Origin of the sequence: Methyloceanibacter caenitepidi (assembly GCF_000828475.1) — a bacterium.
Classification (GTDB): Bacteria; Pseudomonadota; Alphaproteobacteria; order Rhizobiales; family Methyloligellaceae; genus Methyloceanibacter; species Methyloceanibacter caenitepidi.
Genome location: NZ_AP014648.1, coordinates 1972597 through 1996367, shown reverse-complemented (window position 1 = coordinate 1996367; position 23771 = coordinate 1972597). Strand labels below are relative to the sequence as shown.

22 protein-coding genes and 1 tRNA gene are annotated in these 23771 nt (G+C 63.4%); 5 read left to right on the top strand and 18 right to left on the bottom strand.

The features are described from left to right. Positions 1-4: 4 nt before the first annotated feature. The 4 genes from GL4_RS09245 to glmU form a co-directional block, all read right to left on the bottom strand. Positions 5-820, bottom strand: a complete 816-nt coding sequence (locus GL4_RS09245) for a DUF502 domain-containing protein (protein WP_082025592.1) — start codon at positions 818-820, stop codon at positions 5-7. Positions 821-1055: 235 nt separating this feature from the next. Then, positions 1056-2126 (bottom strand): tetratricopeptide repeat protein, encoded by a 1071-nt coding sequence (locus GL4_RS09240; RefSeq protein ID WP_045366863.1) that lies wholly within the window; start codon positions 2124-2126, stop codon positions 1056-1058. Between the two features lie 44 nt (positions 2127-2170). Next, on the bottom strand, positions 2171-3991 hold the full coding sequence (glmS, locus tag GL4_RS09235) for a glutamine--fructose-6-phosphate transaminase (isomerizing) (protein ID WP_045366861.1): 1821 nt from the start codon (positions 3989-3991) through the stop codon (positions 2171-2173). A gap of 142 nt (positions 3992-4133) precedes the next feature. Further along, positions 4134-5483 carry a bifunctional UDP-N-acetylglucosamine diphosphorylase/glucosamine-1-phosphate N-acetyltransferase GlmU gene (gene glmU, locus GL4_RS09230; protein WP_045366859.1) on the bottom strand — a complete coding sequence of 450 codons (1350 nt, stop codon included), beginning with the start codon at positions 5481-5483 and terminating at the stop codon, positions 4134-4136. Positions 5484-5742: 259 nt separating this feature from the next. Between glmU and GL4_RS16745 the strand changes: the two genes are divergently transcribed. After that, positions 5743-6732: an SPOR domain-containing protein gene (locus GL4_RS16745; RefSeq protein ID WP_156137490.1), complete on the top strand. Its 990-nt coding sequence runs from the start codon at positions 5743-5745 to the stop codon at positions 6730-6732. Between the two features lie 27 nt (positions 6733-6759). Here GL4_RS16745 and GL4_RS09220 read toward each other — a convergent pair whose 3' ends face one another. The 5 genes from GL4_RS09220 to GL4_RS09200 form a co-directional block, all read right to left on the bottom strand. Then, positions 6760-7974, bottom strand: coding sequence for an amino acid ABC transporter substrate-binding protein (locus tag GL4_RS09220; protein WP_045366857.1), 1215 nt, complete (start codon positions 7972-7974; stop codon positions 6760-6762). A gap of 162 nt (positions 7975-8136) precedes the next feature. Beyond that, positions 8137-9123, bottom strand: a complete 987-nt coding sequence (gene ypfJ / locus GL4_RS09215; RefSeq protein ID WP_045369868.1) for a KPN_02809 family neutral zinc metallopeptidase — start codon at positions 9121-9123, stop codon at positions 8137-8139. Positions 9124-9531: 408 nt separating this feature from the next. Next, a complete protein-coding gene (locus GL4_RS09210) occupies positions 9532-9828 on the bottom strand; it encodes a hypothetical protein (RefSeq protein WP_045366855.1) in 297 nt (98 codons plus the stop codon). Between the two features lie 63 nt (positions 9829-9891). After that, entirely contained in the window at positions 9892-11430 is a 1539-nt protein-coding gene (gene mctP / locus GL4_RS09205) for a monocarboxylate uptake permease MctP (RefSeq protein ID WP_045366853.1), read from the bottom strand. Continuing rightward, complete coding sequence (locus GL4_RS09200) at positions 11427-11708, bottom strand: DUF3311 domain-containing protein (protein ID WP_045366851.1); 282 nt, start codon at positions 11706-11708, stop codon at positions 11427-11429. Before GL4_RS09200 ends, mctP begins: the two co-directional genes overlap by 4 nt. Before the next feature lie 215 nt (positions 11709-11923). Between GL4_RS09200 and GL4_RS09195 the strand changes: the two genes are divergently transcribed. Continuing rightward, positions 11924-11999: transfer RNA gene (locus tag GL4_RS09195), tRNA-Lys, on the top strand. 170 nt (positions 12000-12169) lie between these two features. On the opposite strand, the gene GL4_RS09190 is transcribed toward GL4_RS09195, so the two are convergent. From GL4_RS09190 to GL4_RS09170, 5 genes are all read right to left on the bottom strand, one after another. Next, entirely contained in the window at positions 12170-12751 is a 582-nt protein-coding gene (locus GL4_RS09190; protein WP_045366849.1) for a Spy/CpxP family protein refolding chaperone, read from the bottom strand. Positions 12752-12923: 172 nt separating this feature from the next. Then, the gene (locus GL4_RS09185) at positions 12924-13235 is read right to left on the bottom strand and encodes a hypothetical protein (protein ID WP_156137486.1); all 312 of its coding nucleotides are present in this window, start codon (positions 13233-13235) and stop codon (positions 12924-12926) included. Further along, positions 13232-13543, bottom strand: coding sequence for a DUF3240 family protein (locus tag GL4_RS09180; protein ID WP_045366845.1), 312 nt, complete (start codon positions 13541-13543; stop codon positions 13232-13234). Before GL4_RS09180 ends, GL4_RS09185 begins: the two co-directional genes overlap by 4 nt. Continuing rightward, entirely contained in the window at positions 13543-16707 is a 3165-nt protein-coding gene (locus GL4_RS09175) for an efflux RND transporter permease subunit (RefSeq protein WP_045366843.1), read from the bottom strand. Before GL4_RS09175 ends, GL4_RS09180 begins: the two co-directional genes overlap by 1 nt. A gap of 3 nt (positions 16708-16710) precedes the next feature. Continuing rightward, positions 16711-17766: an efflux RND transporter periplasmic adaptor subunit gene (locus GL4_RS09170; RefSeq protein ID WP_045369867.1), complete on the bottom strand. Its 1056-nt coding sequence runs from the start codon at positions 17764-17766 to the stop codon at positions 16711-16713. 164 nt (positions 17767-17930) lie between these two features. Here GL4_RS09170 and GL4_RS09165 point away from each other — a divergent pair, with 164 nt between their 5' ends. From GL4_RS09165 to GL4_RS09155, 3 genes are all read left to right on the top strand, one after another. After that, positions 17931-18584 (top strand): response regulator transcription factor, encoded by a 654-nt coding sequence (locus GL4_RS09165; RefSeq protein ID WP_045366841.1) that lies wholly within the window; start codon positions 17931-17933, stop codon positions 18582-18584. A gap of 6 nt (positions 18585-18590) precedes the next feature. Beyond that, positions 18591-19931 (top strand): ATP-binding protein, encoded by a 1341-nt coding sequence (locus tag GL4_RS09160; RefSeq protein ID WP_045366838.1) that lies wholly within the window; start codon positions 18591-18593, stop codon positions 19929-19931. Positions 19932-20182: 251 nt separating this feature from the next. Further along, a complete protein-coding gene (locus tag GL4_RS09155; RefSeq protein ID WP_045366836.1) occupies positions 20183-20374 on the top strand; it encodes a hypothetical protein in 192 nt (63 codons plus the stop codon). Positions 20375-21046: 672 nt separating this feature from the next. On the opposite strand, the gene GL4_RS09150 is transcribed toward GL4_RS09155, so the two are convergent. The 4 genes from GL4_RS09150 to GL4_RS09135 form a co-directional block, all read right to left on the bottom strand. After that, positions 21047-21262 carry a hypothetical protein gene (locus GL4_RS09150; protein ID WP_045366834.1) on the bottom strand — a complete coding sequence of 72 codons (216 nt, stop codon included), beginning with the start codon at positions 21260-21262 and terminating at the stop codon, positions 21047-21049. Positions 21263-21486: 224 nt separating this feature from the next. Then, entirely contained in the window at positions 21487-21741 is a 255-nt protein-coding gene (locus GL4_RS09145; protein ID WP_045366832.1) for a hypothetical protein, read from the bottom strand. 107 nt (positions 21742-21848) lie between these two features. Then, complete coding sequence (locus GL4_RS09140) at positions 21849-23123, bottom strand: PQQ-dependent sugar dehydrogenase (RefSeq protein ID WP_045366830.1); 1275 nt, start codon at positions 23121-23123, stop codon at positions 21849-21851. Between the two features lie 208 nt (positions 23124-23331). Next, positions 23332-23640 carry a hypothetical protein gene (locus GL4_RS09135; RefSeq protein ID WP_045366828.1) on the bottom strand — a complete coding sequence of 103 codons (309 nt, stop codon included), beginning with the start codon at positions 23638-23640 and terminating at the stop codon, positions 23332-23334. Positions 23641-23771: the final 131 nt, after the last annotated feature.

Below are 23771 nucleotides of genomic sequence, written 5' to 3'. Positions count from 1 at the left end.
CGCCCTACGCGGCGGGCTCTTCTTCTTTTGGGGGTACGACCGTTGGCGCCCCCTGCTTCTTCTTCACCTGCTCGGCCAGCTGTTTCAGCTTGCTCTGCTTCGGCGCCACGAGGCCGGCGGAGATGACGAGCTTGGCGCCGTCGTCGATGGCCATGTCGAGCAGGATCACGTCCTTTGCGGGCATGAACATCACGAAACCAGTCGTGGGGTTCGGCGCGTTGGGCATAAAGACGGTCATGAGTTCCTCACCGTTGAGCTTCTCCTTGACCTCACCGGGCGGATCGCCGGACACGAACACGATCACATAGAGGCCCTTCCGGGGGAACTCGATGAGGCCCACGCGCTTGAAGGACGTCCCCTGCTTCGAGAAGACCGTGGTGAAGATCTGCTTTAGGAGCCGGTACACGCCGCGCACGACCGGCATGCGGTCGAGCAGGATGACGCCGTAGCTCACGACGGTCCGGCCGAACAGGTTCGCGGCCAGCGCGCCGATGAGCATCAGGCCGACGATGCCGAAGACCAGACCGACGCCCGGCACATTGAACGGCAGGAAGTTGTCCGGCAGGTACGAGTTCGGAATGAGCGGCTTTACCCACCCGTCGACCAGGTTGATGAACCACCACACCACATAGATGGTGATCGCCACGGGCCCGACGATGATGAGGCCCGTGAGGAAGTAGCCGCGAAGCCGCGCCAGGAAATGCGAGGATGTCGGCTCGAGCGCGCCGAACAGGCTGTGATCGTCTTCGTCGAGACCCGGAAAATCGGGATCGTGGTGCTCGGGGTTCTGGTCCGCGTTCTTGTCGTCTGAATTGGTCATCTTTGGGTGTGGCTTCGGGAAAAATCCAAATTGAGGGAACTACGACGTGCAGGGTCTGGACAGGATTGCACCTGCGACCAAGACCGCCCGTGACGCATGGCCGAACTTGTCAGCGCTGACAAGTGCCCATTTGCGGCTTGGACTGATCGGATCGGGTGGGTCTGCACTGAGGGCGCCTATTGGGATGAAAGTCATGACCAGTCTATGGATCGAAGTGAATGCGCGCCTTTGGGGTCTATTGACCGCCGCCCGTGACCGAATTCCACCATTGCTTGACCCCGCTTCCGCCCGATCCTTCGCTCACCGAAGCATCCCAACCCGAAGTCGGTGCCGCCTGGGGTTGTGCCGGCGCGGAGGATGCCGTCGAGGACCGCGTCGCCGTGGTCGTTTTCGCCACAGGCGCGCTCGGAGCCGCCGGGGCCGGTGCTGTCTGTGCGGCCGGGGCGCCGCCGCCCGCGACCGACTCCCACCAGCGCGAAACGGCATTGCCGCCCGATCCTTCGCTCACCGACGCATCCCATCCCGAGGTCGGGGCTGCCTGCGGGGCCGCCGCCGAAGCGCCCTCACCGGCCGGCGCGGTCGCGCTCTGCGCTGCCGTATTGGACGCCCCGAAGCTCGGCACGATCTTGTTCCAAATTCCCGTGTTCTCAGCCGGGGCTGCTTCGCCTTCGGTCTGCGACGCCGTCTTCGGCGCGCCGAAACTCGGGACGACCTTTTCGAAGACTTCGCCGGGGCTGGGTATGCTGGGGACGCTGGGAATGAGGCTGGAGACGCCCCCGGTCGCGACAGGACCGACCCCACCGTCCTGAGCGATCAGCTTTTGCACGGTGCTGGCGCTGGAGTAGCGCCGCGCCTGCGCCATGGCCGATGCGCCCTGGCTCTCCATCCCGGCGGCCTGGTAGGCAAGGCCCTTGTTCACATAGGCGCGCGCCTTGTCTGAGGACGGCAGTCCGAGCCACAGAGCCGCCCCGAGATCGGCCGCGGCCTGGCCCGGATAGCCGGCGCGCCGGTAAGCGATGCCACGCAGATAAAGGGCCTGCGCTACCTGATTGATGGTAGCGTCCGGGTCGTTGACGGTCGCCGAAAGCTGGCGTGCCGCATCCGTGAATTGACCGGCGCTCAGCGAGGCTTCGCCGCGCCGCAAACCGATGTCCTGGGAGAAGGCGGTGTCCGGCAGCGCGGCCACAGCGCACATCACCCCCAGCGCCACCCCGAGTGTAGGGGCAAGCCTTCCGGAGAGAAGCCGCAAGAGGTGTCCGACGCTGCCCAAATTCCGCGGCCGGACGGTGTCCTGATTATCCGCCATGCCATTGCTCAATCAAAGAAATCAGGCAAATCCGAGGCTGGAGTCTACTCGACCGTGACAGACTTTGCGAGATTTCGGGGCTGATCCACATCGGTACCCATGAAGACCGCCGTGTAATACGCGATCAATTGAACCGGAACAGCATAGACCAACGGCGATACGAAAGGGTGAACGGTCGGGACCGCCAGCGTGGTTTGTACCGCGCAGCCGGCGCTGGCGGGATCCGCATCGCTGACGAGGACGATCTTGCCCTCCCGCGCCGCGACTTCCTGCATGTTGGAGACGGTCTTGTCGAAAAGCTCGTCGCGCGGCGCGATCACGATGACCGGCACGCTCTCGTCGATCAGGGCGATCGGGCCGTGCTTGAGTTCACCCGCGGCGTAGCCTTCGGCGTGGATGTACGAAATCTCCTTGAGCTTGAGCGCGCCCTCGAGCGCGATCGGGTAGCTTGTGCCGCGGCCGAGATAAAGCACGTCCCGCGCCTTCGACAGGCTATGGGCCAATTCCTCGTAGGGCGACTCGTCGCGAAGGACCTCCGCCATGTGCCGGGGCACCTCCACCAGCGCCTCGACGAGTTCGGCCTCGAGCTCCGGGCCGATCGTGCCCCGCGCCTTGCCCGCCGCGATCGCCAAGCATGCGAGGACGGTCAATTGACAGGTGAAGGCTTTCGTCGAGGCCACGCCGATCTCGGGGCCGCCGAGCGTCGGCAGCACTCCGTCCGATTCGCGTGCGATCGAGGACTCGCGCACATTGACCACGGACAGGACATGCTGGTCCTGCTCCCGGCAGTAGCGGAGCGAGGCCAGCGTATCGGCCGTCTCGCCTGATTGGGACACGAACAGCGCGGCGCCGCCTGGGTCCATCGCGATCTCGCGGTAGCGGAACTCCGAGGCGATATCGACATCGACCGGCAGCTTCGCCCAGCGCTCGAACCAATACTTTGCCACCAAGCACGCATAGTAGGCGGTACCGCAGGCCGACAGTGACATCCGGCTGATACTGGCGAAGTCGAAGGGCAAGTCCGGCAGCGCGACCTGATTGGACGCAAGATCCAAATAGTGCGCTAGCGTATGGCCGACGACCTCCGGCTGTTCGTGAATTTCCTTGGCCATGAAGTGGCGGAAATTGCCCTTGTCCACGATGAGCCCGGTGGCCGCAGACTTGACGACGCCGCGCTCCACCACGGCACCGTCGCGCCCATGAATGGTGACGCCTTCGCGCGTGACGACAGCCCAGTCGCCGTCTTCCAGATAGGCGATGTTGTCGGTGAAGGGCGCGAGCGCGATCGCATCGGAGCCCACGAACATCTCGCCGTTCCCATAGCCGATAGCCAGGGGACTGCCCTGCCGCGCGGCGATCATCAGATCGTCGTAGCCCTTGAAGATCATCGCGAGCGCGAACGCGCCTTGAAGTTGGGACAGCACCTTATGGACCGCGGCGATGGGGTCTTTGCCGTCACGCAGCTCGCGCGTGATGAGATGCGCGATGACCTCCGTATCCGTGTCGGACGTGAAGGCGGCACCCTCTGCCTGGAGCTCGGCCTTCAACTCGCGGAAGTTCTCGATTATGCCGTTGTGGACGACCGCCACGTCGTCAGTCATGTGAGGATGAGCGTTGGCCTCGCTCGGCTTCCCGTGGGTCGCCCAACGGGTATGGCCGATACCGGCGTTGCCCGCGAGCGGCTCGCTCGACAGCAAAGCTTCCAGGTTGCGCAACTTGCCTTCGGCGCGGCGCCGTTCGATATCGCGCGCGCCCACGGTCGCAATGCCCGTCGAATCGTAGCCACGGTATTCCAGGCGCTTCAGCGCATCGACCAGCAGCTCGGCGACGGGGCCTTTACCGAGGACGCCAACAATTCCGCACATCGTCCCCTACCCCCTTATCGTCTCGTCATACACCATGCGTTTTCCGGGTCTTAAGTGTTGCTAGCCATGCGCAGGCTTCATCGCAACTCACGAGCTGTATCGCTTTATTGCGGGCTGCGCGGTGCAGAGTCTCGGACCACACCTATTTGGACTTGTCCCGGTTGCGCCGCTCCCGAACCTTCGCGGCCCAGCCGTCGCGTTCTTCCTGCTTTGCCCGCGATAGCGCCAACGCATCGTCGGGAACGTCCTTCGAGATCACGCTGCCCGATCCGATATAGGCTCCGTCGCCGATCTTGACGGGTGCGACGAGCGAACTGTTGGATCCGATAAACGCGCCCGCACCGATTTGTGTCTTGTGCTTGGCGAAGCCGTCGTAGTTGCAGGTAATGGTTCCGGCGCCGACATTGGCCTTCGCTCCCACGGTGGCGTCGCCGATATAGGTGAGGTGATTGACCTTCGCGCCTTCGGCGATGTGCGAATTCTTGATCTCGACGAAATTACCCACATGGGACCCCGGCGCCAGATCGGCGCCCGGACGCAGCCGCGCGAACGGCCCGATGGTCACGTTCGCACCGACCCGCGATTGTTCGAAGTGACAGAACCCTTTGACGGTCGCGCCGTCTTCGATCGTGACGCCGAGTCCGAAGATCACATTGGGCTCGATGAGCACATCGCGGCCGACGACGGTGTCATAGCTGAAGAAGACGGTCTCGGGAGCGACCAACGTTGCGCCCTGCTCCATGGCGGCGGCGCGCAACCGCCGCTGTACCAGCGCTTCGGCGACTGCCAACTCTGACCTCGAGTTGACGCCGAGAACCTCCTCGCCGTTCGACAGGACCACGCGCGTCTGGAGCCCGTCTTGATACGCTAGCCCGACCGCGTCGGTGAGATAGTATTCGCCCTTAGCGTTGTCGTTGCCGATGCGCGCGATGAGTCCCACCAGGGTCTTCCCGGAGCGGAAGGCCATGATGCCCGAATTGCAGAGCGTCAGCGCGCGCTCGGCGGGGGTGGCGTCTTTCTCTTCACGAATGCCCGCAAGCCGGCTCTTGTCGTCGAAGAGCAGACGGCCGTAGCCGGTCGGATCGGCCGCCTCGAAACCGATGACGACGAGATCGGCGCCCGCTTCCAATTCGCCCAGGACCGCCTTCAGTGTTTCGGCCCGCAGGAGCGGCGTGTCGCCGTAAAGCACCAGCACGGGACCGCCGGCCGCCTCGTAGGCCGGCGCAGCCGACTTCACCGCATCGGCGGTGCCCATTTGATTGGCCTGTACGAAGACTTGGGCCTCGGGCACGATCGACAAGCCCGCCTCGCCGACCGCATCCATGCCAGGGCCGATCACGAGGGCCGCGCGCGTAACGCCCGCCGACACGGCGGCTCCGAGCACGTGCGCGAGCATGGGCGCACCGGCCAGGCGATGGAGGACCTTGGGCAGGTCCGACTTCATCCGGGTGCCTTTGCCCGCGGCAAGGACGACGGCGAGTGCCTGTGTCATCTGACTTCGTAAACCCTATGCGCTTTCGGGAGGCCGGACCGGCACCCCCGCGTTTTACAGAAACCGCGCCCTATCTAGTGCATAGCGAGGCGAAGGGCCACCACGCCGAACCGGTATTCTTGGCATTAAACGGTTACGGTACGGGAAAAATTGACCCCTGGAATGAAGCGGGTAATCTCCGATTTGCAGCTTCGGCACAATGATCTGACGGGATACGGCCGGCGGCGAGCGCCGCGGGCACGGCGAGAGGAGGTTTCCCATGGCACGACGGCGTGTTGGCGCGTCCGGTACGGTCCGGACCGTGGTCTCCGTACTGTGGATCGCCCTCGGCGGCCTCTCCGCATACTACCTGTTCACGCTTTTCACCGGCGCCGCACCGGCTGTCAGCCGGACGGCCCAGACGGCCGCGCCCGCGCCGTCTGCACCCACCGCGGCCGCGCCAGCCGCCCAAGCAGGCCTGTCGGCGGAACAACTGGGCGTTATCGACGCCAATCTCCAAACGCTTTCACAGCATCTTGCGACTTTGGACAAGCGGCTGCGCCCGATCGAGAGCTTCATTGGACCGGCCGCGAAACTGCCGCCCTCCAACTCCGTCTCGACATCGGCGCCGCGCCCGCTTGTCAAACTGGAACCGTTGCCTAAAGCCGCTCCTGCCGTTTCCGGCGCGCCCTCCGCGCCCGCGCCGCAAGCCGAGCCCGCTCCTGCACCGAAGCCTGAGGCTGCGGCGGAGCCGAAGCCGGCGCCGCCACCTGTCGCGGCTGCTGCCCCGCCAGCGCCGCCGAAGCCTGCCATGGCCGCGCCCGAACCGCCGAAGCCTGCCGTTGCCGAGACTCCCGCGCCCCCCAAACCGGCTGAAGCCGCACCGCCACCCCCTGCGCCTCCCGTCACGGCCGCGGCCCCACCCGCTGCACCGGCGCAGACTCCGGTCGTCGAGGAGCGCACCGATGTCGCGGCCTTGGATCCAGTCGCCCTGCCCCCGGCGGCCAATGACGGCTCCACGCGATACGGCATCGAAATAGGGAGCGTAGAAAAGCGCGACGAGCTGCGCCCGCTATGGCGAGAATATCTCACGAAACACGCGGCTCTGGTCGCAGGGCTTCAGCCCCGGCGCGTTCGCGGTCCGGACAATGCCTGGCGTCTGATTGCCGGGCCGTTCGCCAATGCCCAGGATGCCGAGGGCGCCTGCTCGCTGTTCAAGCGGGCGGACCGGCCCTGCGCGGCGACCGTCTTCGCCGGAGATGCTCTCTAGGGCGCCGGACGCGTCACGTACGGATGGCTATGGCGCTTGATCGGTGACCGCCGGTTTCGTGATGACCGGCTCCTGCTCCGCCCAGGCATGCGGTGCGATGAGCACATAATCTCCGTCGATGATCTGCGTGAGCATCAACGACTTCTTGCTGTTCGTGCCTTGAGCGTCGAACTTGATGTGTCCGAAAAACGTATCGAGGTCGGTGGCCGAGATCGCGTCCCGCACTTCTTCAGGCTCAAAACTTTGCGCACGCTTGAATGCATCGGCAAAAACGTAGACCGCAGCCGCGGCCTGGGCCGCGACGGACGTCGGCTCATCATTGAAGGTCTTCTCGTATAGACGCGCGAATTCTTCGCTCGTCCCGAACAGAGCACCCTTGTGCTTCGCCGCGCGATCCCATTGCACCGGGCAAAAGACGAAGTTGGAGGAGCGATTACCCGACTGTGCGAGTCGCGCGGTTTCGCAATGGGTCACCGCAACCATCGGCAAGCCTGCGCCTGATTTCTCGATTTCGGTTACCGCCGTCACGGCCGTCTCGTCGTGCCCCGACACCAAAAAAATGTCGGGCTTGAGCTTTTTCACCTTATCCAACGTCGCGGCCATGCTCTCGAAGTTCTCGGGCAATTGGTCGTCGATGATGCAAGCAATGCCGAGTCGCCGAACATCGGACAGGATGCCGGCGCGCACTTCGCGCGAGAACGTATCGTCCTCGGTCGCCATGCCGATCCTCAGCCCGTTCGCGGCCTTTCCGAACTTCTCGGCAAAAGCAGCAGCGAATTCCAGCGCGGGTGTGAAGTATTGATCTGGCGTCGCGGCGACGGCGAAAGAATAGGTGCTGCCCCGGGCGCCTTGCTTCCGCGGAACCGAATGCGCGTCGACCATGGGAACACGGTTGCGCTCGATCGTCGTCAGCACGGCGCGATTTTGCCCACCGTGATACGGGCCGAGGATGAACTTTACGCCGTCCGTGTGAATCAGACGGTCGATCAGTTCCTGCGCCTGCAAGGGATCCGAGTTGTCGTCGTAGTAGCGCGCCTTAAGGCGATAGCGCTTTCCGCGCACGACAATCCCGCCCCGCCCATTCACCTGGCGGATGGCGAGTTCGTATCCATTTTTGGTATTGGCCCCGCTGCGACGGTGGGCCCCCGTCAACGGCAGCGTCGTGCCAAGAACAACTTCATCGTCCGACGCGTCGGCCACGCCCCAGACATGGGCCGAGACAGCGAAAAACGCTGCGGCCACCAACCACCGGCAAATACCCAACTGGCCCCCCGCTTATTGATTATTGATTATTGGGTCAGCCAAGAGACCGCACCTCGTTGACCTCGCTCAGAAATTACAGCTTACGCTGACTCGGGGGACAACGCACCACACTAAGCGCGATATGTCTCTTCAGACCTCGTGCTATAGTTGATCAGTGTTGAACGTATCACAGGCTTGAAGCTGACCGCTCTGGAATCCGCGGCGAAACCAGCGCACCCGTTGTTCCGACGAGCCATGGGTGAAGGAATCGGGAACCACGTAACCTTGAGTCTGGCGCTGAATACGGTCGTCGCCGATGGCGCTGGCCGCTTGCAGAGCCTCGTCGATATCGCCCGGCTCGATCAGTCCTTTGTCAGCCTGCATCTGGTGGGCCCAAACCCCGGCAAAGCAGTCGGCCTGTAACTCCATGCGGACCTGCAGGGCATTGCCGCCCCTGCGGCCCATCCGCCGTTTCGCCGCCTCGACCTTGTCGGCAATTCCCAAAACCTTCTGAACGTGGTGCCCGACCTCATGGGCGATCACATAAGCCTGTGCAAAGTCGCCGGGGGCCCGGAACCTGTTCTTCAGTTCACGGTAGAAATCGAGGTCGATATACACTTTTTCGTCCGCCGGGCAGTAGAAAGGCCCCATGGCCGACATGCCCGTACCGCAGGCAGAGCGAACGGAGCCCTCGAACAAGACCAGCCGGGGTTCCCTGTATCTCCCGCCGAGCTGGTTGAAGACATTGTTCCAAACATCCTCCGTGGTCGCGAGAACCACCGAGACGAAGCTCTTGAGATCGTCTTCGCTCGAAGATTGGGGCTTGGCGATTTGGCCCTGCGTGCCGGGCGCCGGAAGGTTGGTGGTCCGAGGCTGCTGCGGCAGGCGAATATCGGGGAAGCCCGATCCGCTGCCGCCGGTGGGTCCAGACCCTTGCATGAGGGAGCCGGGATCGAACCCGAAAAACAGCACGAGACCAAGGATTATCAGGAGGCCAAGGAGGCCGATGCCGCCACCCTTGCCGCCACCGCCGCCGCTCGACGGAAAGCGCATCCCGCCGCCACCGGGAAGTGGAAACCGGAAGACCCCGCCGCCACTCCCGCGCCGGTCTTCAACGTTCTCGCTCTGCCGCTGGCCGCGCCACCGCATATCGTTGTCCTCGCGAAGCTTTTCAGATGCGCCACGCGCATTTTGCATGCGTCACCGTATGGCACAAGACACCTCGCGCGGGGTCTCTTGCGGCCGCCTCTGCGCGGCCATGCAGCGGACTTTCCGGCCATCTGAGGACGTCATCAAACGGGTTGAGCGTCCCGGCGCAAATGGCTGTGGCTATTAAGCTAACTGACAACGAATCGTCATAGAACTGCCATAGGGACTCGCCATGATCCCCCTGCCCAGTAGAGTTCGGTCTGGGCAGGTAGTGCGTTCTGTGTAATGCGTACGAGCCTCGGCACTCCCCGCGCCGGGGCTCTTCCTTTTTGGCTTCCGGAACAGGCGGAGGTCACGCCGACATCCCCGCTTCAAACTCCCGATTTGCGCAAACGCCTTGCGCCAAGCTTAGGGATTTTCCTTTGGCGCTCCGTCGAGCGTGCTGTCGTCCTGCATCTCGTCGGGCGGCGACACGCCGTCGTCCATTCCGCCGCCCATTTGCATGCGGGGCGGGACCTCCTCGGACATCGTCTCCTCGTGTGCCGGGTCCGATGCCTCTGCCTGGTGGCTGCCCGCGGCATCCGTCGCGGTGTGCGTGTCGCTCTCGCCGCCGCCAAGAATGAGCTGCGCAATCACGAAGCAGACCACAATCGCCGCCAGGACGATGAGCAAGTAGCCGCGGCTCTGCGGATTGTGTTGTGCCATGACGATCCCTCCCTATCGCAGGCTCACTCCCCGCCCGATGGCGGAAAGACAGCAGCTCGGAGCCTACCGGCGAATCGGGGCCCGGTCGAGCGGTTCGGCCTGCGGCCAAAGGCGATCCAGCACGGGACTCAACGCCACGGCCACGAGAAGATTCACGATGACCGAGTAGAGCGCCGCATAGCCGGGGACCGTTAGTCCGAGCACCTCGAACGGGTAGATGGAGGACACGAAGCCGCGGCTGGCGGCCATGTACGTGCCCACCGCGGTGCCGGCCGCCCAGCCAAGCAACAATGCGTGCGCGTTGAAGCCCCGCGTAAACAATCCGAGCAGGATCGGCGGCAGAAGCTGAATGATCCAGATGCCGCCGAGGAGCTGCAATTGGATCGCATAGCTGGTGGGGATCGCCAGAATGAAGACGACCGCGCCCACCTTCACCACGAGCGACACGATCTTGGCGACACGCGCTTCCTCCGCGTCGCTGCAGTGCGGCCGCCAATACTCCTTATAGAGATTGCGGGTGAACAGGTTTGCGCAGGCGATGGACATGATCGCCGCGGGCACGAGCGCGCCGATGGCCACCGCGGCGAAAGCGACGCCCACGAACCAACTTGGAAACATGTCGAGAAACAGCGCGGGCACGGCGAAATTTGCCCCGTAGCGTTCGAAGCCGGCCGCGTGAAGCGGGTTCTTATCGACGCCGGCCGCGATGGCCATGTAGCCCAGCAGCGCGATCAAGCCCAGAATGAAGGAATAGGCCGAGAGCGCGGCGGCGTTGCGCCGAATGACCCGGCCGCTCGAGGCGCTCAAAATCCCCGTCATCGAATGCGGATACAGGAACAGCGCCAGCGCCGAGCCGAGCGCCAGGGTCACGTAGGCGCTGAAATTGCCGAGCGAGTCGCCGGTGGGTGGCGTCAGGGTCAGCTTGGCTTGCGGGACCGCATCGAAGATCGCGCCGTAGCCGCCGAGCTTGGCCGGGATAATCACGATCGCCGCAAAGATGGTGACGAAGATGAGCATATCCTTCACCACGGCGATCAGCGCCGGCGCGCGCAGGCCGCTCGTATAGGTGAAGGCGGCCAGGATGATGAAGGCGATGATGAGCGGGATGTGTCCGGCAAAGCCTTGCGTGTCGAAACCGAGCGCGCCGATCACTACTTCCATGCCGACGAGCTGCAACGCGATATAGGGCATGGTCGCGACGAGACCCGTCATGGCGACCGCCAGCGCCAGTAAACGCGAGTTGAAGCGGAAGCGGATATAGTCCGCCGCCGTCACATGCCCTTCCCGTCTGGCGATGACCCACAGACGCGGGAACACCAGAAACAGGATCGGATAGATCATGATCGTATAGGGCACGGCGAAGAAGCCCATCGCGCCCACACCGAACACGAGCGCGGGCACGGCGATGAAGGTGTAGGCCGTGTAGAGATCGCCCCCGAGGAGGAACCACGTCACGATCGTGCCGAAGCGGCGGCCTCCGAGTCCCCATTCGTGCAACTGATCGAGATCCGCTTTCCGCCAACGCGCGGCGACGAAGCCGACCCAAGTGACGAAAACGAACAGGGCTACAAAGACGATGGTCGCGGTCAGGTCGAAGTTCACGGGCGCCCTCCGCGTCCCGCGTCCGTACCGGATTTCGTCTTATCGCCGGCCTGCTCCGCCGCGAACGTCTCACGCCGGTCGAGGTAGTAGACGGCCATCACCACCAAGGCGCCCACGATGATGGCGGCCAGCTGATACCAGTAGAAGAATGGAATACCGAAGAGAGTGGGTTCGATGCGGTTGTAAAGGGGAACCCAGGCGACGAGCGCGAATGGAATGATCAACAGCAGCCGCGGCCAATATCGCCACGGAGAGCCGTGCTTCGCCTTTATGCTCATGACTGTTCCCCCACTCCCCACGTTCCGGTCCTTGGGCCCGGTAGGGCCGGACGGGACCATACTGAATGGTGAGGGCGGATGAACAGGCCCATTTCGCGTGTCCCGTCGCGATCCCGGGAGCGGCGCCCCCGCCCCTGCGGCGAAAGAATCGGGCAAACGTCGGCCTAGCGTGTTGACCTCGCCCTGCCTCCCGCTCCATATGGACGGCTTGGTGGGAGCGCGTAGCTCAGCCGGTAGAGCATCTGACTTTTAATCAGAGGGTCCTGGGTTCGAGTCCCAGCGCGCTCACCAATATTCTCAATGGCTTAGCGGAAGACCGGATTCCAGCTGATACAAGCCATTCGACCGTTGTGTCGGCGCCTCGGAGCCCGCGCGACTCGCGCTCACAATCTCGATTTTCGGGGTGGCCCGACACAAGGCGGACTGGTTGGACAGCCAGGAAGGTTGTCCAACCTTGGGTCTCACATCATGCCGCAACCGCTGCCCAGCAGCGCATCCGCCTTCTTCTTCTGCTCATCCGACAGCACTTGATAGAGGCCGTCGGTCGGCGCCTTGAGAGCCTTCAAGCCGTCCAGCTTGGCTTCGGTCGCCTTGATGCGGGCATCCAGCCGCTCCACGGCCGTGCCGTCGTTCTTGGCCGCCATCATGTCGGTGTGCATGCTTGCCATGGCGTCGTGGCGCTTCCGGAACGCGTCCGCATAGGCGTTCCAGGCGTCCATCTGAGCATCGGTGATCTCCAGGTCCGTTTTCACATAGGCAAGACGCGCTTCCATCATCGGGCGGGAATGCATCATGCCTTTCCCCATCATGCCCTTGCCCATCATTCCGTGGCCCATCATGCCGCCCATCTTCGGGCAGCTGCTCTTGCGCTGGCCCATCATGCCGCCTTGCGCCTTGCCACCTTGCATCATGCCCTTGCCTTCACCGGCACCACCCTGGCCCATCATACCGCCGCCTTGGCCGCCTTGTTGAGCGAGCGCCGGGGTTGCCGCGACCGCAAGCGTCATGCCTGCCGCTAGCAGACCCATACGAATTCTGTTCATGTGATCCTCCTCTTACTACGTTCAGGTCACCTGCAACCGCTGTCGATAATATGGGAACCGGCGGAAGACGTTTCACCGGTCATGGAAGCCAACAAGCGATCACACGTGACCAACGGCTTGGCGGTAAGAGCCCGTTTGGACGGTCCTTACCGGCTTGGGGAACGCGAGCCGCCTATTTGCCTTCGAGGAAGCAGACATTCACTCGCTTCCACCGCCCTCCATGGCGCCGGTATTCCCAGCAGCTACCTCGACCGGCATTCGCATCGCTGCTTTTGACGTTGCTGGTCTTCTTGGACTTGCGCTTCGCGCCGAACCAGTTTGCGGGCTCAAGCTGAGCCGCCGCTGTTTGAGACGACGCCGCGCGTGCCTCCGGGACGAATGCAGGCGCTCCGAGCAAAGCGGCGGTCATCGCTGCGAGCACCATTCCTCTGAGCGGCTGCAACCGGCGTGCGCTGACGGGTGTGGTTGGACGGTAGGTGGTCATTGTTTGGCCTCCGGGTTGGGTTGGGGGTTAGGTTTCTCGTCACGTTGTTCTGGCGTCGGGTCAGTCCGCTGCATCTGCCCAAAGCCATCGACAGGTTCGATCCAGTAAGAGAGGTGGGCGACGGCGCCCTTTCGCTCGATTAGGTCGAGAACGTCGGCGGCGGCGCCTCGGCCGAGCACGGCCACGATCACGGTGCGCTTCACACGCCCGCGCACGCGCTCGCTGACGGTCGCGTCGGCGAAACCGAAACCGTGGCCTTCGGCAGCCCACGTCGTGAATCCCGGCAGCGGCGGCTCGAAATTCAGCATCAGCTCGGCGATGTGGTCGGCGCTGTCCGGGGGGCAGACAAGCGTGAGCTTGCAAAGGGATTGGTCCATGAGAGTTTTCCGTCAGATGTGCGGGATGAAAGGTCCGCAACGCCAAAGCGCCGGAACAGGATGGGAAGCAGGATGAGTGTGAGCGCCGTCGAGCTCACGAGCCCGCCGATCACGACAATCGCCAGAGGTTTCTGGATTTCCGAACCAGGCCCCGTGGCGAACAGCAGCGGCACAAGCCCGAACGCGGCGATGCTGGCGGTCATCATCACCGGACGCAGCCGGCGCACGGCCCCTTCGTAGACGACGTCGCGAACCGCCATCCCGTTTGCGAGGAGTTCGTTGAAGTGACTGACCAGCACCAAGCCGTTGAGCACCGCGATGCCGAGCAGCGCGATGAAGCCCACGGACGCCGGAACCGACAGGTATTCGCCGGACAGCCAAAGGGCCAGCAATCCTCCGACAAGGGCGAACGGGACGTTGGCGAGGATCAGCAGTGATTGCCGCATGGAACGCAGCGTCGCGAACAGAACGCCAAAGATCAGGACGAGCGCGATCGGAATGACGATGGACAAACGCGTCGCCGCACGGCGCTGGTTCTCGAACTGACCGCCCCAGACCAGGCGGTAGCCCTGCGGCAGCTGAACCTTCTCGGCGACCGCGCGCTGTGCTTCCTCGACAAACCCGACGAGATCGCGGCCGGTCACGTAGGCCTGCACCACGGCGAACCGCGATGCGTTTTCCCGACTGATCTTGATGGGCCCTGCAACGCGCTCAAGCTGGGCGACATCGCCCACGCGCACGAGGCCGCCATCGCCCGCGGCGAACTGGGTCATAGCGAAGATGTCGGGATCCTCGCGGACGGTTTCGCTGCCGCGAATGACGATGTTCGTGCGCCGTCCGGGTTCCGCGACCAGGCCGACCGGCGCGCCCTCGATCACCGACCGCAATTCGTCCTGAAGCCGCGTAACGGACAAGCCGGTCCGGCCGGAGGCCAGGCGGTCGACGGCGATCTGCATGTAGTCGACGCTGTCATTGGCGACCGTCGACACCTCGGCGGCGCCCGGCACGCCGCGCAGCGTCGACTGAATCTTCGCGGAAATGTCCGACAGCACCTGGAGGTCGGGGCCGAAGATCTTGACTGCGAGGTCGCCGCGCGATCCGGTCAGCATCTCTGCGGTGCGCATCTCGATCGGCTGCGTGAACGCAAACTCGTAACCGGGAAGATCGGCCATGGCCGTCCGCAACTGCTCGACCAGCCATTGCTTGTCTGGAACGCGCCACTCGTCCTTCGGCTTCAGGACGAGAAACATGTCCGTCTCGTTCAGACCCATGGGGTCGAGACCGAGCTCGTCGGATCCCACGCGCGCGACAATGCGCTCGACTTCGGGCACCTTTTCCTTAAGGGCGCGCTGGATCGACAGATCGCCGTCGATGCTGGCCTGCAGATTTATCGAGGGATGCTTCGTGATCTGCATGATCACGTTGCCCTCGTCCATCGTCGGCATGAACGTCTTGCCGATCGCGCCATAGGCGACGACGAGCGCGGCAAGTCCGGCCGCAGCCAGCAAGTACACCGGCAGAGGAAACCGCAGACAGGCCTTCAGCAGTGCGCGATAGCCGCGCGTCATCATGCGCACGAGCCACGGTTCGGCATGCGCGCCGGACTTGAGCACAAACGACGACAGGACCGGAATGAGCGTCAGCGACAGCACGAGCGAGCCGCTCAGGGCCATGATCATCGTAAGCGCCACGGGCCCGAACAACTTGCCTTCCAAGCCGGACAGCGAGAGCAGCGGCAAGAACACCAGGCAGATGATGATGATGCCGGCCGTCACAGGCGTAGCCACTTCGCTGGCGGCTCTATAGACCTCGTTGAGTTTTGGAATCTTGGAATCGGGCTTGGCGTGCTGCAGGCGCTCGACCGTGTTCTCGACGACGACCACGGCAGCATCGACAATCAGGCCGATGGCGATGGCGAGCCCGCCGAGGCTCATGAGATTGGCGGTCATGCCGAACAGCCGCATCATGACGAAGGTCAGGAGCGCGGCGAACGGCAGCGTCAGCGCCACCACGAAGGCGGCACGCAGGTTGCCGAGAAACGCCACCAGCAGGATGACGACCAGAACCGTCGCCTCGAGGAGCGCCTTGGTCACCGTGCCGACGGCACTCGAGATCAAGTCGGAGCGATCGTAGAAGACGTCGATGGTGACGCCCGGCGGGAAGCTCGGCTTCAACTCGTCGAGGCGCTCGCGCACGGCCTGGACGATCGCGCTGGCGTCGGCACCGCGAAGAGACAGCACCAGCCCCTGGACGGCCTCGTCGTTGCCGTTCTCGGTCACGGCGCCGTAACGCGTCAGGTTGCCGATTCCGACCGTGGCGACATCGCCGAGACGGAGGACACGCGCGCCGTCCATCTTGAGCACGATCTGCTCGAGATCCTTCGGCGTCGTGATCGCCCCTTCCGAGCGCACCACGAGCGCTTTCTCGCCTTCGCTGAGCCGGCCCGCGCCGTCATTGCGGTTGCTGGCCTCGATGGCCGCGGCCAGGTCGGAAACGCCAAGACCCGCATCGGCGAGCGCGGCGCTGTTCGGCGCCACCTCGAAGGTGCGCACCATACCGCCAAGCGCGTTCACGTCCGCGACGCCCGGAATGGTGCGGAGTGCCGGCCGGATGGTCCAATCCAGAAGGCTGCGCCGCTCCTCGAGCGAAAGCTCGCCGCCTTCGATCGTGAACATAAATACGTCCGACAGCGGCGTGGAGATCGGGGCGAGGCCCCCGGTCACGCTGCCCGGAAGATCGGCGCGAACGCCCGCGAGACGTTCGGCCACTTGCTGCCGTGCCCAATAGAGGTCGGTGCCTTCCTCGAAGTCGAGGGTGATGTCGGCAACGCCGTATTTCGCGGACGAACGCAGGATGGTCTGGCCCGGAATGCCGAGCAGTTCCATCTCGATTGGTGTGATGACGCGCGTCTCGACCTCTTCCGGCGTCATCCCCGGCGCCTTCAGGATCATCTTCACCTGGACCGGCGAGATGTCGGGAAAGGCGTCAATGGGAATCGTGCGGAAGGCGTAGACGCCCACAGCCGCCACCAGCGCATAGACGAGCAGCATGAAGACACGCTGCGTGAGCGAGAATTCGATCAGACGGCGCAGCATCCCCTAGTCTCCCGCCAGCATTTGCTCGAGTTCGGGGAGGCCGCTCGCGGCAACCATGGCATCGGACGGGATGTTTCCGACGATCGTCGCCGCCTCGGTGGACTTGCCGCGCAACTCCACCGGCGCGATCGCGAAACCGGCGTCGTTGCGTACGAACACAGCGCTTTGTCCATCGATGCGCGCAACAGCCTTGCTGGGAACAGAGAAAGCTCCACCGTCCGCGGGCTTTTGAAGCAGGACCGAAACCAGCTGCCCTGCCAGGAGGCCGCTATTGGAGGGAACCGCCGCATAGAGGATCGCAGACCGGGTCACGCCCTGAAGCGACTTGCCGATCGATACGACGCGCCCTTTCGGACCGCCGGCAATCTGGATGGCACTGCCCAGCTCGATCGCGGGCAGCAGGCGCGCCGGGACCTGGACCTCGACCCACAGCTCATCGCTGGTGTCGATGGTCACAACGGGCCCCATCGCCTCGATCATCTCTCCGGGCATGGCGTTGACCTCCACGACCGTTCCGTCGGCGGCGGCGGGAATCGAATACGCCCCGTCCGCGCCCAACGAGATCCCGTTGAGGGCCAAGGTCCGCCGATACTGCTCAATGACCGCCTTGATCTTCGCGACTTGCGCCTCGGCCTCTTCGGCCACGACAGGATTTTGGAAGCGCTTGTCCACGAGCAGCCGCTTGCGCCGCGCAACCGCGTCCGCCATTTGCAGCTCGGCCTCGGCCTGTGACAGCTGGCTCTGAACATCGAGGAGATCGCGGCTAGAGATGCTGGCGACCGCTTCGCCCTTGCTCACGCGCTGACCGGGCAGCACATGGACCTGGGTCAGGGTGCCCGCGAACGGGGCCGTCGCGACGATGCGCGAATTGACGGGAGGAATGACGGTGCCGGGAAGTGTCGCCAAGGTTTCAGCCTCGGCAGGCCGCACGGACTCGACCCTGATGTCGAGGCGGCGCACCTGATCGGCTGACAGGGTCACGGTCTTCGTTTCAGCCGAGGCCGCACAAGCCGTAACCGCTGTAAAAATGACGACGCACATCAAAGGCAAAACGCGCATATCTAGCTCCGTCCTGGCCGCGAAATTGCCGGCCAACGACAGGGCTATAGGCGCTACCTGAAACCAACCTGAACGGAACCTTGCAGGACCCTGAAAGGGCTTTTCAGGTTCCTTTCAGGTAGCGCGTGCTAGAAGCTCGGCGGTTACGAAGCGAAAGGCTCCCCATGCGCGTCCTGCTGGTCGAGGATGACAACGAGATTGCCAAAAGGCTGATGGCCGGTCTGTCTCAGGCCGGCTTCACGGTCGAACGCGCCGACAACGGCACTGACGGCTACACAATGGGTCTCGACGAGGAATACGCGGCCGCCGTTCTGGATCTCGGCTTGCCCGAGATGCAGGGGATCGATGTCCTCAAACGCTGGCGCGCCGCCCACCGCACCCTCCCCGTGCTGATCCTGACCGCGCGCGGCACATGGGCGGAGAAGGTGGACGGTCTCAACGCCGGCGCCGATGACTATGTGACGAAGCCGTTTCACGTACCCGAGGTGGCCGCGCGTCTGCGCGCGCTTGTCCGCCGCGCTTCCGGCATCGCGAGCGCAGTCCTAACCCATCGGGGCATAGAGCTCGATACCGGGTCGGGCAGCGTCTTGCTGAACGGAACGCCCGTCAAACTGACGGCGCGCGAGATGAAGATGTTGACCTATTTCCTGCATCGGATCGGCCGGATCGTTTCGCAGGCGGAACTGGCCGAGCATCTCTACGCGCTCGAGGACAGCCGGGAATCGAACACCATCGAGGTGTATGTCAGCCGCCTGCGCCGGAAACTCGGCTCTGACATCATTACGACGGTCCGCGGCCTCGGCTACAGGATGGATTAGACCGTCATGACGAGCCTCAAGAGCAGACTCATCCTTGCCGCCTCGTTGTGGATCGCCCTCGGGACGATCGGCGCTGGTCTCGTGTTGTCGGCGATCTTCAAACATCACGTAACCACGCAGTTCTACGACGAGCTACATGTGCATCTCGACGAGTTGCAGCGGCTTGCCGAGTTTCACGAAGACGGCACCTTGCATCTACAGCGCAACCTCAGCGACCCGCGCTACGACGTTCCGCTGTCCGGCTTTTACTGGGAGGTGCAAAAGGACGGCAAAGTGCTCGCGCGGTCTGAGTCGCTCGAAGGCCCAGCCCTCCACATGCCGCCCGACGCGCCGAACGATATCGGCGTACACACCCACCTCATCGAAGGACCGACGGGGCCCCTCATCGCCATGGAGAAAGGCGTGTGGAAGGATCCCGGCGCGACTCCCGAGCGGTTCATTATTGGCACGGACGAACGTCATCTCGATGCGGTCGTCTCGAGCTTCAACAAGACGCTCACCATGTCGCTCGCCGCATTCGGCCTGTCTCTCGTCGGCGCCGCAACACTTCTGATCTTGTATGCGCTGAAGCCGATGCGGCAACTGCGGACAGCTCTGTTCGATGTGCGCTCGGGACACGCGAAGCAACTGAGCGGTCAGTTTCCAACGGAGGTCGTGCCGCTCGTGGATGACCTCAATAGACTGCTCACCTCGACGGGCGACTTGATTCAGCGCGCCCGCACCCAAGCGGGGAACATTGCCCACGGTCTGAAGACACCGCTCGCCATCGTGACGGACGAAGCCTATCGGCTGGGAGACGAAGGCCAGGATCGTGCGTCGTCGACGATTCTGAGCCAGTGCCGGAAGATGCAGTCCCATATCGACTACCAAATCGCCCGTGCGCGCGCCGTCGCCATGCGCTCGACCCCCGGGGTCGTCGCCGACCCCCGCAAGGCGGCGCTCGAGGTCGCCTCGGCCCTGGGCCGCCTCTACAAGGGCGAGTCGGTCTCGATCGAGGTCGACGTGCCGGAAGGGCACCGCTTGGCCTGCGATCCTGCCGACCTCAACGAGATGCTGGCCAACCTGGTCGACAACGCCTGCAAACACGCCCGGTCGACAGTGAGAATCGCCTGTATCGGCGGTGATGCGACCGGAATGACCGTCGACGACGATGGGCCGGGCCTCCCGCCAGAAGCGCGTGACGTCGTCTTCAATATCGGCGAGCGCTGGGACTCCCGCGCGGCCGGATCCGGATTGGGGCTTGCGATCGTGCGGGACCTGGCGCGCCTATACGGCGGCGATGTGAGACTTGGGGAATCGGACCTCGGAGGCCTTCGCGTCGAGCTCATCCTGCCGTCAGAGGGCTGACTGAGGCCTAAGCCCTAACCAACGGCCCCGCACCGGCTGTGCTCGCCTCCGCCCGAGGGCCTTCTCCCACCGCAAATCACGGGGAACGCGCATCCCGTTCCGCGCGTTGTCGAAGCTGCCGTGCTATCGTCGCGACGTGCCTACGTCGCGAAGAGACGCTAGGGCTCTTCAGATATAATAAGAGGCCGGGGCAGAGCCGGCTGTCTTGCTGCCTGCTTCGCCATACCCTTTCCTCTCAGAGCATCCATGCCATGGCCGACGGCAAAACCTTGATCGATACGCTGCACAGGCACCTCGGGGTCTGGCTCATGTCCGCACTCGTCGTGGGGGCCGCGATTATCGTGATCTGGTGGTTCGCCTCGGACGTGGTCGTCGCGATCATCAAGGCTTTCGAGATCATTCTCTGGCTGCTGGGGCTCATGCTCTGGCCGTTTCGGCTCTAGTCGAGAGGCGCATCCTATGGCGGACGCCGTTCTATTGAGCCGCAGTCTTATGATCCGCGTTCCTGCTCGTACTGCGTGTGCGGACAAAGCATGCACGCGGCCGGTTTTTGCCGGGCTACGGCAATCGTCTTGCCGCTTGGCTCCTGTCTTGAAACGCCTGGATTTCGAATAAAAACGGCCAAAATCGCCGGAGTCGCGCCCGAAGACCTTGTATCACTTTGCGCCATACCGTGGCCAAAACATCACAGCATTTCCCGGCAAACGCGATATAGTCATCCTCAGAATCGACAGACAGAAACGGGGGACCAACCAATGCGTCTGCTTATTGCTACTGCCATCATTATCTCTGCCACGATCGGCCTCGGCGGCTGCTTCGGCCATCACGAGAAGGCCGTTGTTGTCGAGCCGTTGAAGCTTGGCTAAACAACATTGACGATGAGATAGCGCGTACGCCTATCTCTCCGGCAATTGCCAAAACCCGGCTGGGTCCGCCCAGCCGGGTTTTTTGGTTTTTGGGGCCCCTTTTTCGGGACTGACCGCCCTCTCCCGCTGTCTCATCCAGCGCGCAATCCAGCCCGTCAAAGCAACACAGCCGCCCCCGGCAACCGGGAGCGGCTGTGCAGCCAAAGCTCGGTCCGGCGCCGCGCATCGCGGCGACCGGAAGCATGAAAGTTACTTACACTTCGTCATGCCATGCATGGCCATCTTGGCGTCGGCCTCGGTCTTGTACTCGCCCATCATCGCGAATTTCGCGGTGTCGGTCGGCGCCGTCTGGCTCATCACGCACTTCTTCGTCGTGTTGTCGAACATGACATAGAACGGACCCATCGCCAGAGCGGGGGTGGCGAAGGCGGCGAGCGCAGTCGCAATGATCAGTGTCTTCTTCATGGGGGTCTCTCCTAGTTTTCGCGCAAGGCGTTATTGCCTCGCAGGGAAACCAGAGCACCGATCAGTGTTCACTGGAAACTCAACTTGGCGACAGTGAACGCACACAGACGTTCACCCAAAGGTGAAGCCGATTTGAGCAGAATTCGACGCTTGGTTTGGCGACGTTCGGTGTCGCTCGCGCGATCCGTGGTCGGACGAAACCATGCGGCCCCGCTCAGCGCTCTCTACTCTCTATAATGACCCGGCTTGGGCTGGATCACGCAGACATAGGTCACGTTCGTACCGAACGCGGTGCCCACCAGCTTGTCTCGGACCGGCATCTTCGTGAAGGTGGCCGAATCGTTCGCGCAAGATGCCTTGTTCAGGTAGGTCACACCGGTGAACGCCAGGGTCCTATCACCTTGCATCTGATCGCTCGGCGCCGCCGCGGCGCCAGGATCCTGCATCAACACGTACAGCGCCCAAACCAACCCCTTCATCGTCGCCTCCCTGTGCAGCCGTCTGCGCGCGACGCGGCAATGTCATCGAAAAAAGCCCCGCGCTGCTTCGATCAGCACGGGGCTTTCCACTCAGTCGTCGAGAGAGCTTACATTTTCGGCGTCAGCTTGTGGATGTCACCCTCGTCCACTGCGGCGTAGAGGCTGCCATCCGGCCCCTGGACCACGGACCGGAAACGGCCGGCCGCCATCGGCAAGGACATCGTGACGACCTCCTCGGCGGTCTTGCCGTCCTCGGACAGTTCGATCACGTCGATGCGCTGACCGACCGGCGTACCGCCGAAGCCAATGCCCATGACGCCGACAACCAAACGTCCGTCCCATGCTCCCCACTGTTCGCCGTCCAGGAAGGCGGCGGAGGATGTGCCTTGGGATTTATGATTGTTGTTCCAAGCTGGCTTCATCGCATCGGGATAGGTCTTCGTATCGGTCATCGGCGTGAACTTCGACCGCTCCTTCGGATCCATGCCTTCCATTTGGTTCGGCATGTAGCCGCAATAGTCGTCGGGACAATCGTCGCGGCCAGCCATGTTCGGACGCGGATCCCAGCCGCCATTGCCGCCAAGCTCGAGCGCCGTGACCTCATCCGAGTGCCATGGACCGTGTTCGGCCGTCACCGGCTGATTGGTGCCCGGACGGAAGGCGATACCTTGCGGATTGCGGTGACCATAGGTGTAGATGCGCGGATCGAACCCTTCCGGCGGCTTATTCTCGGCGGCGGGCTTACCGTCCCGATCGATCCGAAGCACTTTGCCTCCGATCAGTGTCGGGGACTGAGGCACCACGCCGTTATGGGTATCGCCGGTGGTGACGTAGAGATAGCCATCGCCCGGATTCCAGCGCAGGCGCCCGCCGTTATGGGCGCCCGGACCGCCAAACGGATGGTCCGTGGCCTCGGGCTTGTATTGAATATCGTCGACAATGTCGGTCCGGTCGGAAACGTCGCTGAAGTCGTCGTTCACCGTCAGCCGCATCACGCGGTTGGTTCCGGGTGCTGTCTTGTTGGAGGTCGAGAAGACGTAGATCGTCCGGTTCTCGTCGAACGCAGGATCGATCGCCACACCCTGCATGCCGGCCTGACCTTCGCAGAACAGGTCCTCGCCGCTGCTCGGGTAACCTTCACTGCCCTTCATGCCCAGGAGCTTGTTGACGTCGCCGGAAGGAAGACGGACCGACAGGCCCTTGCACTTTTCAGTGAAGAACATGGTTCCATCGGGCAGGAATGCCATGTCCCACGGATTTTCGAGACCCGACAAGACTTTGGTGTGCGTCAGTTTTGGAGCATCGGCCGCAGTCGCTGCCGAGAGCGGCAACGCCGCCGCGACGAGCGCGCCCAACGACAAGAGGGATAGGTGCCGTTTCATCGAATTTCCTCCCATGACTTTGCCTTCTTGATCCCGCTCATTGCGGGAGTCTCACGCTAAACGAACATGCGCCCGGAACGGATCACCTTCCTTTTGCGAATAGTTCCCGGCCTTACGGCGAAACAGCCCGATTATCTCCGGGGTGCTTGCAACCGTTGTGGGGATCAACTTTGCGTCGGTGCGCTGGGCGCGTGCACCAGAAGGCGCCCTACTCGGCCGGCGCGTCCGCGAGGCGGCGGCGGAGGCGCTTATAGACTTTGCGCTTCAGGAAGTAGTAGGCGGGCCGGCCCATGATGGCGATGGCGACGAATTTCGACATGAAGGGCGTTGCGCCGAGGACCCCAGAGATTCCCGCCTTGAGACCGGCATCGAGGTCCGTCGCCATCACCAACGGGATGATCGGCCACGCGACATAGGCTCCGACGAGAATGACTGCGCCGAGCGTGAAGCGCCAACCGATCTGTTCGGCGGTAAACTCTGGTTCCGTGGCAGCGATCGTCGTCTCCCTCGCGAACACAATGTCCGGCTCGATCTGATTTGTTTTCAGACCTGTCCGGCCCCGTATGATGCGGCCCTACCCACCGTTGCTCATTGTAGGACGACGCCCCAACCCGCAAAAACCCTCTCCCTGGCCATTATCGGCCAAAG

Coding starts and splice junctions, on each gene's coding strand:
- GL4_RS09165 (WP_045366841.1), top strand. CDS start 17,931: ATGCGCGTCCTGCTGGTCGAGGATGACAACGAGATTGCCAAAAGGCTG.
- GL4_RS09150 (WP_045366834.1), bottom strand. CDS start 21,262: ATGAAGAAGACACTGATCATTGCGACTGCGCTCGCCGCCTTCGCCACC.
- glmU (WP_045366859.1), bottom strand. CDS start 5,483: ATGACACAGGCACTCGCCGTCGTCCTTGCCGCGGGCAAAGGCACCCGG.
- GL4_RS09180 (WP_045366845.1), bottom strand. CDS start 13,543: ATGCTGAATTTCGAGCCGCCGCTGCCGGGATTCACGACGTGGGCTGCC.
- ypfJ (WP_045369868.1), bottom strand. CDS start 9,123: ATGCGGTGGCGCGGCCAGCGGCAGAGCGAGAACGTTGAAGACCGGCGC.
- GL4_RS09160 (WP_045366838.1), top strand. CDS start 18,591: ATGACGAGCCTCAAGAGCAGACTCATCCTTGCCGCCTCGTTGTGGATC.
- GL4_RS09240 (WP_045366863.1), bottom strand. CDS start 2,126: ATGGCGGATAATCAGGACACCGTCCGGCCGCGGAATTTGGGCAGCGTC.
- GL4_RS09185 (WP_156137486.1), bottom strand. CDS start 13,235: ATGACCACCTACCGTCCAACCACACCCGTCAGCGCACGCCGGTTGCAG.
- GL4_RS09140 (WP_045366830.1), bottom strand. CDS start 23,123: ATGAAACGGCACCTATCCCTCTTGTCGTTGGGCGCGCTCGTCGCGGCG.
- GL4_RS09190 (WP_045366849.1), bottom strand. CDS start 12,751: ATGAACAGAATTCGTATGGGTCTGCTAGCGGCAGGCATGACGCTTGCG.
- GL4_RS09155 (WP_045366836.1), top strand. CDS start 20,183: ATGGCCGACGGCAAAACCTTGATCGATACGCTGCACAGGCACCTCGGG.
- GL4_RS09170 (WP_045369867.1), bottom strand. CDS start 17,766: ATGCGCGTTTTGCCTTTGATGTGCGTCGTCATTTTTACAGCGGTTACG.
- GL4_RS09145 (WP_045366832.1), bottom strand. CDS start 21,741: ATGAAGGGGTTGGTTTGGGCGCTGTACGTGTTGATGCAGGATCCTGGC.
- GL4_RS09210 (WP_045366855.1), bottom strand. CDS start 9,828: ATGGCACAACACAATCCGCAGAGCCGCGGCTACTTGCTCATCGTCCTG.
- GL4_RS09245 (WP_082025592.1), bottom strand. CDS start 820: ATGACCAATTCAGACGACAAGAACGCGGACCAGAACCCCGAGCACCAC.
- GL4_RS09175 (WP_045366843.1), bottom strand. CDS start 16,707: ATGCTGCGCCGTCTGATCGAATTCTCGCTCACGCAGCGTGTCTTCATG.
- glmS (WP_045366861.1), bottom strand. CDS start 3,991: ATGTGCGGAATTGTTGGCGTCCTCGGTAAAGGCCCCGTCGCCGAGCTG.
- GL4_RS09200 (WP_045366851.1), bottom strand. CDS start 11,708: ATGAGCATAAAGGCGAAGCACGGCTCTCCGTGGCGATATTGGCCGCGG.
- GL4_RS16745 (WP_156137490.1), top strand. CDS start 5,743: ATGGCACGACGGCGTGTTGGCGCGTCCGGTACGGTCCGGACCGTGGTC.